Here is an 8668-nt window from a genome sequence, read left to right on the forward strand (position 1 = left end):
CATCGGCCGCGCCGGCATCGGCGTCGACAATGTCGAGATCCCCGCCGCGACCGCGCGCGGCGTGATCGTGATGAACACGCCCTTCGGCAACTCGATCACCACCGCAGAGCACGCCATCGCCATGATGTTCGCGCTCGCCCGCCAGATCCCGGCGGCCGACACCTCGACCCAGGCCGGCAAGTGGGAGAAGAACCGCTTCATGGGCGTCGAGATCACGGCCAAGACGCTCGGCCTGATCGGCGCCGGCAATATCGGCTCGATCGTCGCCGAGCGCGCCATCGGCCTGAAGATGCGCGTCATCGCCTATGATCCCTATCTCTCAGCCGAGCGCGCGGTCGCGCTCGGTGTCGAGAAGGTCGAGCTGGACGATCTGCTGAAGCGCGCCGACTTCATCACGCTGCACGTCCCGATGACCGAGAAGACGAAGAACATCCTCTCGGCCGAGAACCTCGCCAAGACCAAGAAGGGCGTGCGGATCATCAACTGCGCCCGCGGCGGCCTCGTCGACGAACAGGCGCTGGCGGACCTGATCAAATCCGGCCATGTCGCCGGCGCCGCCTTCGACGTGTTCTCGGTCGAGCCGGCCGAGCAGAACCCGCTCTTCGGGCTCGACAACGTCGTCTGCACGCCGCATCTCGGCGCCTCCACCAACGAGGCGCAGGAGAATGTCGCCCTGCAGGTCGCCGAGCAGATGAGCGACTATCTGCTGAAGGGCGCCATCACCAACGCGGTCAACTTCCCCTCGATCACGGCGGAAGAAGCTCCCCGCGTGAAGCCCTTCGTCGATCTCGCCGAGAAGCTCGGCTCCTTCCTGGGCCAGCTCACCGAGGCGCCGGTCAATGGCATCCGCATCGAGTATGAGGGCGCGGTCGCGAGCCTCAACCTCAAGGCGATCTCGGCTGCCGCGATCACCGGCGTGCTCCGGCCCTTCCTGCCCGAGATCAACATGGTCAACGCGGCCATGGTGGCGAAGGAGAAGGGTATCGTCGTCGAGGAGCTGACCCGCGATGTCGCCGGCAATCTCGAAAGCGTCATCCGTATCGTCGTCGAGGCCGAGGACATGCCGCGCCACGCCTCGGGCACCGTCTTCCATGACGGCAAGCCACGCATCGTCGAGATCCGCGACATCCAGGTCGATGCCGAGTTCGCGCCGCACATGCTCTATGTCCGCAATGCCGACAAGCCGGGCTTCATCGGCCAGTTCGGCTCGCTGCTCGGCGGCGCCGGCGTCAATGTCGCGACCTTCGCGCTCGGCCGCGACAGGCCCGGCGGCGACGCAATCTGCTATGTCGCGGTCGACGAGCCGATCTCGGACGAGCTGCTCGACAAGATCCACGCGATCCCGATGGTCAAGCGCGCCCGGCGCCTGAAGTTCTGATCGTGCTCGGTTCGCTCAAGGCTCTCGTCGCCGCGCCTGCCGGGGTGGCGGAGCCGATCCGTTTCGAGGTCCGCCGCGACGAGGCGGCGGGCCTCTGGTACGCCATGGATGTGGGCGAGCTCGGCATCGTCACCGAAGCGGAGACGCTGGACGCGCTGCGCGAGCGATTGAACCTGCTCCTGCCGGAATGCTTCGGCATCGAGGGCTGCCCGGTCGAGCTCTCGCTCTGCGGTGTGGAGACTGGCGAGCCGGCCTGAACCGCCGCAACCTTGCCGCAATATCACGGCCCTGTGATCGCCCCGTCACTGAGGACCGCCCATGCCTGCCCTTGCCCGCCTCGCCGCCGCAGCTCTCGCCTGCCTCGCGGCCGTCCCGGCCCTCGCCGACTGGGACCGAGACAAGCTCGACAAGGCGATCGGGGGCATCGAGCAGGCCTCGAAAGGCCGCCTCGGCGTCGCGCTGCTGGACCTCCGCGACCGCAAGCTCTGGTCGCATCGCGGCTCCGAGACCTTCCCGATGCAGAGCGTGTTCAAGCTGCCACTGGCGGTCGCCGTGCTGCAGCAGGTCGAAGCCGGCAAGTTCAGGCTCGACCAGCCGATCACCGTCACCCGCAGGGATTTCTCGCTCTTCCACAGCCCGCTGGTCAAAAACTTCAAGGGCGAGCGCAACGACTATCCGCTGAGCGAACTGATCCGGCTCGCCGCCGGCGAAAGCGACAACACCGCAGCCGACCTGCTGATGCGCGAGATCGGCGGCCCGCAGGTGGTGACGAAGATGCTGCGCGACGGCGGCGTCACCGGCATGTCGGTCGATCGCTACGAACGGCTGTTCCAGCCGGAGATCTACGGGCTCAAGGGCTTCGGCTGGGATCAGGTCGTCGACGAGAAGGCCTTCCGCGCCGAGCTCAAGGCGATGCGGCCGCGCCTGCGCATCGCCGCCCTCTCGAATGCGCTCAAGGACAAGCGCGACGCCTCGACCCCGGAAGCGAGCGCGCAATTCCTCGAAGCGCTCGCCAAGGGCAACTGGCTTCGCGACCCCGCCCATACCGCCTTCATCGAGAAGATCGTCGCGGAATCGAAGGTCGGCACCGACCGCCTCAAGGCCGGCCTGCCGGCGGGCACCCGCTTCGCCCATCGCACCGGGCTCGGCCTCACCACGGACGGGATCAACCACGCCACCAACGATATCGGCATCGCGACGCTGCCGGACGGCCGCCGCTTCGTCATCGTGACCTATCTCGCGGGTTCGCGCGCCGATGCGAAGGAGAGGGAAGCGGCGCTGGCGGATATGGCGCGGCTGGCGGTTTCGGCGCTGCGCTGAAACGCGTAGCGTACCTATACTTTCCTCCTCTTGCGCCTGAAGCACCCGTCTCGCAGTCTCACCTGGGGAGACAGCACATGGGCCGAGCGATTTTTGAGGGGGGCGCTCCGCAGCAGCCACCCTGTTTCGAGGACTATGATCTCAACGACAATGCGATCGTCGGCCTGTGGTACTGGAACGTGCTGAACGACCGCCTCTATGCCGACACGAGGATGGCCGCGCTTTTCAACGTCGATCCACTGGAAGCGATGCGCGGCACGCGATGCAATGTCTATGTGGACGGCATCCACCCGGCTGACCGGGATGGCGTGGCGCAGGAGATCGAGCGCTGCGTCCAGGCGGCGATCGATTTCCACTACGAGTATCGGGTTGTTCCCGCCACAGGCGAGCGACTGATCTCAGCCTTCGCCCAGTGTCATCGGACGGAGGAAGGCCGCGCTGGGCATTATGTCGGAATGGCCTTTGACGTAACGCAGCAGCGCAGTGCCGAAGCGACCACGGCGACCTCCCGCGTCGCCGGGCACGTCCTGCAGGCCTACAGCATCGCCAAGCAGATTACCGACGAGGAACTCAAGCGCAAACTCAAGGATGTGCTGATACGGCTGGGCATGAATCTCGCGGCCGAGACAAGAAAACGGCCAATCTGACTACCGCCCCAGCCGCTCGGCGATGAAGATGCCGCCGAGCACCAGCACGAGCGCAACCGCGTGATAGAGGCCGAAAGGCTCGCCGAGGAGCAGGACGGCGAGGATCGGGGCGAAAACGGGCACGAGGTTGACGAAGACGCCGGCCCGTCCTGGCCCGATCAATTCGATCGCGCGCATAAAGGACAGTTGCGACAGGATCGAGGGGCCGATCACAGTGAAGGCGAGGATGGCCCAACCCGCCGGCGTCGGCATGTAGAAGCGCCCCATGGCGATCTCGACGGCCAGCAATGGCAAGGAGATCAGGCAGGCGAAAGCCGCGGCAACCGTGAAAAAGACGAGCTGGGGCATCGGTGGGCGGCTGCGGACCGCAACCGTGTAGCCGGCATAGAAGACGCAGGCCAGGATCATCAGCAGATCCCCGGGAACGAAGCGCAGGTTCGCAAGCACATGGACATCGCCGCGGCTCGCGGTGACGGCAACCCCGAGCAGGGTCACAGTGACACCGAGCGCCTGCATGGCACCGATCGGGATGCGATACGCGACGAAGGCGCCGAGCAGTACGAAGATCGGGATCGAACCCTGCAGAATGCCGATATTGATCGCCGTGGTCGAATACGCCGCGACATACATCAGGGTGTTGAAGGCGGTGAAGCCGGTGATGCCGAGCAGGGCGATATACAGCCAATGCGCCCTGATCTGCGGCAGGTGCGCCGCAATCTGCCGCCGCAGCAGGAAGGGCATGATCAGGCAGACGCCGATCCAGCGAAAGGAGGTCAGCGCCATCGGCGATATGTTGCCGACGGCGAACCGGCTGGCCACGGCATTGCCGCCCCAGATGAGCGTGGTCAACACCATCAGCAGGTAGGCATTGCTCCAGGCGCGTTGCAACCAGGTCTGGGTAGGGTGCACGTTTCCGCCCTGTTGCGAGAAAGGGCTCATGCAATACCCTTGCGTGTACCCGGCTCATATGAGATCGGGCGCACACCTGCCCGTCGCCCTGCGCATCCCTGCGGAACGTCCCGATGACCGAAACCAGCGCCCGCCCGCTCCGCCTGCTCTTCGTCGACGGCAATATGCGCGACACGCGCGAAGGGCTGCGGCAATCCTACGGCATGGCCTATGGCGAGGCCTATGCGGCGGAGATCGCAGCCTTCGAGCCGGGCATCGTCTCCGATATCTGCCTGCCGGCCGACGAGGGCGCGAACCTGCCCGACGGCGCCGGGCTCGAATCCTATGACGGCATCTTCCTGACCGGTTCGGCCCTGCATATCTACGACACCGCCCCGCCGGTGACCCGCCAGATCGACCTGATGCGCGCGATCTATGCCAGCGGCACGCCCTGCTTCGGCTCGTGCTGGGGCGTCCAGGTCGGCTCCGTCGCAGCCGGCGGCACCGTCACTGCCAATCCCAAGGGCCGCGAGACGGGCTTCGCCCGCCGGATCACGCCGACCGAGGCCGGCCGCAATCACGCGCTGCTCGCCAGCCGCCCGGCCGCCTTCGATGCCCCGGCGATCCATCTCGACACGATCGCCCTGCCGGCACATGGCACGACCATCCTCGCCTCCAATGCCTACAGCCAGGTCCAGGCCGCCGAGATCAAGCATAATGGCGGCACCTTCTGGGGCGTGCAGTACCATCCCGAATTCTCGCTGAAACAGATCGTCGCGATCCTCGAGCGCCGGGTGCCGCTGATGATCAAGGAAGGCTTCCGCAAGGACGAGGCCTCCGCGAAAGCCTGGCTCGACGACATGCTCGCGCTCGATGCCGAGCCGGAGCGGCAGGACCTTGCCTGGGCGCATGGACTCGACCGCGAGGTGCTCGACACCGAGCGCCGCGTCACCGAACTGCGCAACTTCATGGAACACCGCGTGAAGCCGCACGCCAGCGCGCGCGGGCGGGCCTGAGCGTTCGACGGCGCGTGCTTTCCTGGGTGGCCCATCTCCAGGAGATCATCGAAACCACACCGTCATCCCGGGCTTGACCCGGGATCCATCGAAGCGCGCTGCGCTCTACGATGGATCCCGGAGCTCCGCTGCGCTGCGTCCGGGATGACGCGCTCGGATCGGACGCTGCATCCTCATGCTCTTGCCAGCGCGATCTCGGGTAACTACCTAGGAACCCGCGAGGCCACGACCTCCCCCAACCTGGGACATGTGCCGGGACGACCCGGCAACTCATGGGGGACCCGCGATGGCGTGGCTCTATCTGTTTTCCGCCGGCATTCTCGAGATCGTCTGGGCTTTCACCATGAAGCAGTCGGACGGTTTCACGCGGCCGGTGCCGGCGGCGATCACCATCGTGACGATGATCGGCAGCTTCGCCCTGCTCTCGCTGGCGATGCGCTCGCTGCCGCTCGGCACGGCCTATACGATCTGGACCGGCATCGGCGCGGTCGGCGCCTTCATCGTCGGCGTCACCGTGCTCGGCGAAGCGCTGACGCCGATGCGCATCGCCGCCGCGACGCTGATCGTCTCGGGCCTCGTCATGATGAAGCTCTCGGCGAGCTGACGACCCCGAAGGCTCCTGCAAACGCAGGACGCTTCCCTCGCCTGCCCCGCCTATCCGCATTCCGGCCCAATTCCGCCTTGGACGTGCCGAATTCGGCAGCGTCTATCACGGCGACGTGATTGCGATCTGGAGGGGATGATTTCGATGCGAAGCCATATTGCCGCGGCTCTCTTTCTGGCGCCCAGCCTTGCCAGCGCCGCCGAAACCGAATTGTCGAGCCGGATCGACCGCGTCACCGTCTTCCCGGATGGCGCAGTGGTGACGCGGCTCGGCAAGGCCGAGCTGCTGCAGGGCGCCTCGCAGATCGTGCTGCGCGGCCTGCCGGCGACGATCGACCCCGCCTCGATCCGCGTCGAAGGCAAGGGTGACGGCTCCTTCTCGGTCGGCGCGGTCGATGTCCGCATCACGCCCGGCGACGCCAGGCCCGTGCTCGACACGGTGCTGGAGGAGAAGCTCAAGACCCTGCGCGACGAGAAGGAGAAGCTTTCCGGCCAGATCGGCGCGATCGAAGCGAAGCGCGCCACGATCGAGCGCTTCGCCCAGGTCGGCCCCGACAAGCTCGGCCCCGACGGCAAGGCTCTGCCCGTCGGGGACTGGCCGGCGGTGTTCGAGGCGATCGGCACCGCGCTGGTCAAGGTCCAGGACGAGTTGCGCGGCACCCGCAACCGCCTCGCCGATGTCGAGGCCGAGATCGCGACGCTGGAGCGCGCCCGCCCCGGCGCACCAAAGCACGACATCGCCATCGCCGTCGAGGCGCCGCAGCCGGTCGCGGCCGAGTTCACCGTGACCTATCGCGTCACCGGTGCGAACTGGACGCCGACCTACGAGGCGCGCCTGACCACGACCGGCGAGAAGCCGGAAATCGCCCTGACGCGCCGCGCCGAAATCCGCCAGCGCAGCGGCGAGGCCTGGGACGACGTCGCGCTGACGCTCTCGACCACGCGCTCGAACGGCGGCACCCGCGCGCCGGACCTGACGCCGATGCAGGTCGCATTCTTCGAGCCGCCGGCTATCTATGAAAGCCGCGCACGGGCCCAGGCCCTGGCGCGCAAGGCGGAAGCCGAGAAGGCGGCGCCGGCCCCGGCTGCTCCGCGCTTCGGCGCGACCGCGGCGCTGGAGGATCGCGCCGCCAAACCCATCGTCGCGGCCGAGGTCACGCTCGCGACGATCGAAGCCGGCGCCTATCAGGCGAATTTCCAGGTGCCCGGCCGCGCCTCGATCCCGCAGGACGGCAGCTCCAAGACGGTGACGCTGAGCCAACGCAAGGCGGACGCGACGCTCGCCGCCCGCACTGTCCCGGAGCTGGAGCAGAAGGCCTATCTCGAAGCCGCCTTCACCCATGACGAGGAAGCGCCGCTGCTGGCCGGGCGCGTCGCGCTGCATCGCGACGGCACCTATGTCGGCATGGGCCAGTTCGGGCTGATCGCGCCCGGCGACAAGGTCGAGCTCGGCTTCGGCGCCGACGACCGCATCAAGGTCTCCTTTGCGCCGGTGAAGCGCCGCGAGAACGACCCGACCTGGCTCGGCCAGACCCGCACGGACCTGCGCGAATTCCGGACCGTCGTGAAGAGCCTGCACACGCGGCCGGTCAAGGTCACCGTGCTGCAGCGCATCCCCTACTCGGAAAGCAGCGCGATCACGGTCGAGACCATCGCCGCGCAGACCACGCCGCCGACCGAGAAGCAGGTCGGCGACCGGCGCGGCATCGCCTCCTGGACCTTCGATCTCGCCGCCGGCGCCGAGAAGGAGATCAAGCTCGCCTATCGCATCAAATGGCCCGGCGACCGCGAGCTCGCCTACGAGGAGCAGCCGCTGCCGCAGGCGGCAAACTGAGCCAAGCCTGCGGCACCGGAGCGCCCCCGCTCCGGAGGTGGAGAAGCCCGTATCGGGCCCCTGAGACCGGCCGCGCGAAATTTATCTGAAATAAAGAATACCCGAATCAGGAACCCTCGACGAGAGGCCGCGTTATCCTTGCCATCTAGGACATCCCTGGTTTGGAGTTTACTTTTATGCGCAATGCCGTCATCGCCATCCTTTCTGCAACTGTTCTTTCGACCAGCGCTTACGCGCAAACGGCTACCAGCACGACCGCAGTGAAGGAAGTCTATGTCGCCGCCAAGCCGACCGATGTGCTGAGCAGCAACCTGATCGGCCTCAATGTCCAGAACTCGGCCAAGGACAAGATCGGCGAGATCAAGGACGTCGTCATGTCGAACGGCCAGGTCGCCGGCTACATCGTGTCCGCCGGCGGCTTCCTCGGAATGGGCGAGCACTACGTCATCGTCTCGCCGAACGCCGTGAAGGTGAACTACAACGAGAACGACAAGAAGTGGTCGGCCATGATGGAGACCACGAAGGACGCTCTCAAGGCCGCGCCCCAGTTCAAGTATGAAGGCCGCTGGTCGAAGTAAGCCCGCGCCTCAAGTCGATGACGGCCCCGCTTCGGCGGGGCCGTTTTCATGTCTGCGGATCTCTGCCGATCGAGATGTCCGACGCGCCGTCTCGCCTCCGAGCTAGAGCGCCATCTCCAGTTCCTGCTTCCGGCCGAGATCGTTCATCCAGGTCCGGAACTTGGGCTGCGCCTCGATCTGGTGGGCATAGTGCCGCCGCAGCGCCTGCGTGAGCCGGCCCTTGCGGCCGAGCTGCTCGTCGGCGAAGCCGATCATCACCGAGTTCGGCCAGGCCTGCGGCCGGATCTCGCGCAGGCGCGCGAACAGCGTGTCCTCGTCCTCGGCCGCATCGGCCTGCGCCATCAAGGTCATCATCGCCGCCGTCGAGCGCGAAATGCCCATATGGCAATGCACCAGCAGATGGC

General features: G+C 66.6%; 10 protein-coding genes. 8 read left to right on the forward strand and 2 right to left on the reverse strand.

The window, feature by feature from the left end; all coding sequences use genetic code 11:
- The 4 genes from serA to JHD80_RS25765 form a co-directional block, all read left to right on the forward strand.
- Positions 1-1378, forward strand: a 1378-nt coding sequence (gene serA, locus JHD80_RS25750) for a phosphoglycerate dehydrogenase (RefSeq protein WP_199093230.1), incomplete at its 5' end; no start/stop codon positions are given.
- A gap of 2 nt (positions 1379-1380) precedes the next feature.
- Positions 1381-1635: a DUF1902 domain-containing protein gene (locus tag JHD80_RS29170; protein ID WP_199093231.1), complete on the forward strand. Its 255-nt coding sequence runs from the start codon at positions 1381-1383 to the stop codon at positions 1633-1635.
- 61 nt (positions 1636-1696) lie between these two features.
- Positions 1697-2698 carry a class A beta-lactamase gene (gene bla, locus JHD80_RS25760; RefSeq protein ID WP_199093233.1) on the forward strand — a complete coding sequence of 334 codons (1002 nt, stop codon included), beginning with the start codon at positions 1697-1699 and terminating at the stop codon, positions 2696-2698.
- A 77-nt stretch (positions 2699-2775) separates the two neighbouring features.
- The gene (locus JHD80_RS25765; protein ID WP_199093235.1) at positions 2776-3345 is read left to right on the forward strand and encodes a PAS domain-containing protein; all 570 of its coding nucleotides are present in this window, start codon (positions 2776-2778) and stop codon (positions 3343-3345) included.
- Here the strand turns inward: JHD80_RS25765 and JHD80_RS25770 are convergent, their stop codons facing one another.
- Positions 3346-4254 carry a DMT family transporter gene (locus JHD80_RS25770; protein WP_349237351.1) on the reverse strand — a complete coding sequence of 303 codons (909 nt, stop codon included), beginning with the start codon at positions 4252-4254 and terminating at the stop codon, positions 3346-3348.
- Between the two features lie 113 nt (positions 4255-4367).
- On the opposite strand from JHD80_RS25770, the gene JHD80_RS25775 reads away from it, so the two are divergent.
- From JHD80_RS25775 to JHD80_RS25790, 4 genes are all read left to right on the forward strand, one after another.
- Positions 4368-5249 (forward strand): type 1 glutamine amidotransferase, encoded by an 882-nt coding sequence (locus JHD80_RS25775; RefSeq protein WP_248311782.1) that lies wholly within the window; start codon positions 4368-4370, stop codon positions 5247-5249.
- Between the two features lie 286 nt (positions 5250-5535).
- Positions 5536-5853 carry a DMT family transporter gene (locus JHD80_RS25780; protein ID WP_199093239.1) on the forward strand — a complete coding sequence of 106 codons (318 nt, stop codon included), beginning with the start codon at positions 5536-5538 and terminating at the stop codon, positions 5851-5853.
- 144 nt (positions 5854-5997) lie between these two features.
- Positions 5998-7686 carry a mucoidy inhibitor MuiA family protein gene (locus JHD80_RS25785; protein ID WP_199093241.1) on the forward strand — a complete coding sequence of 563 codons (1689 nt, stop codon included), beginning with the start codon at positions 5998-6000 and terminating at the stop codon, positions 7684-7686.
- Positions 7687-7862: 176 nt separating this feature from the next.
- The gene (locus tag JHD80_RS25790; RefSeq protein WP_199093243.1) at positions 7863-8264 is read left to right on the forward strand and encodes a PRC-barrel domain-containing protein; all 402 of its coding nucleotides are present in this window, start codon (positions 7863-7865) and stop codon (positions 8262-8264) included.
- A 102-nt stretch (positions 8265-8366) separates the two neighbouring features.
- On the opposite strand, the gene JHD80_RS25795 is transcribed toward JHD80_RS25790, so the two are convergent.
- A partial coding sequence (locus tag JHD80_RS25795) for a tyrosine phosphatase family protein (RefSeq protein ID WP_465246560.1) occupies positions 8367-8668 on the reverse strand: 302 nt, incomplete at its 5' end.

Source organism: Allobosea sp. ASV33, from assembly GCF_016428755.1.
In the GTDB taxonomy this organism is placed as follows: Bacteria; Pseudomonadota; Alphaproteobacteria; order Rhizobiales; family Beijerinckiaceae; genus Allobosea.

What these genes read in the sequence shown, in the direction of transcription:
- bla (WP_199093233.1), top strand. Translation starts at nt 1,697, where the DNA reads ATGCCTGCCCTTGCCCGCCTCGCCGCCGCAGCTCTCGCCTGCCTCGCG.
- JHD80_RS25765 (WP_199093235.1), top strand. Translation starts at nt 2,776, where the DNA reads ATGGGCCGAGCGATTTTTGAGGGGGGCGCTCCGCAGCAGCCACCCTGT.
- JHD80_RS25775 (WP_248311782.1), top strand. Translation starts at nt 4,368, where the DNA reads ATGACCGAAACCAGCGCCCGCCCGCTCCGCCTGCTCTTCGTCGACGGC.
- JHD80_RS25780 (WP_199093239.1), top strand. Translation starts at nt 5,536, where the DNA reads ATGGCGTGGCTCTATCTGTTTTCCGCCGGCATTCTCGAGATCGTCTGG.
- JHD80_RS25785 (WP_199093241.1), top strand. Translation starts at nt 5,998, where the DNA reads ATGCGAAGCCATATTGCCGCGGCTCTCTTTCTGGCGCCCAGCCTTGCC.
- JHD80_RS25790 (WP_199093243.1), top strand. Translation starts at nt 7,863, where the DNA reads ATGCGCAATGCCGTCATCGCCATCCTTTCTGCAACTGTTCTTTCGACC.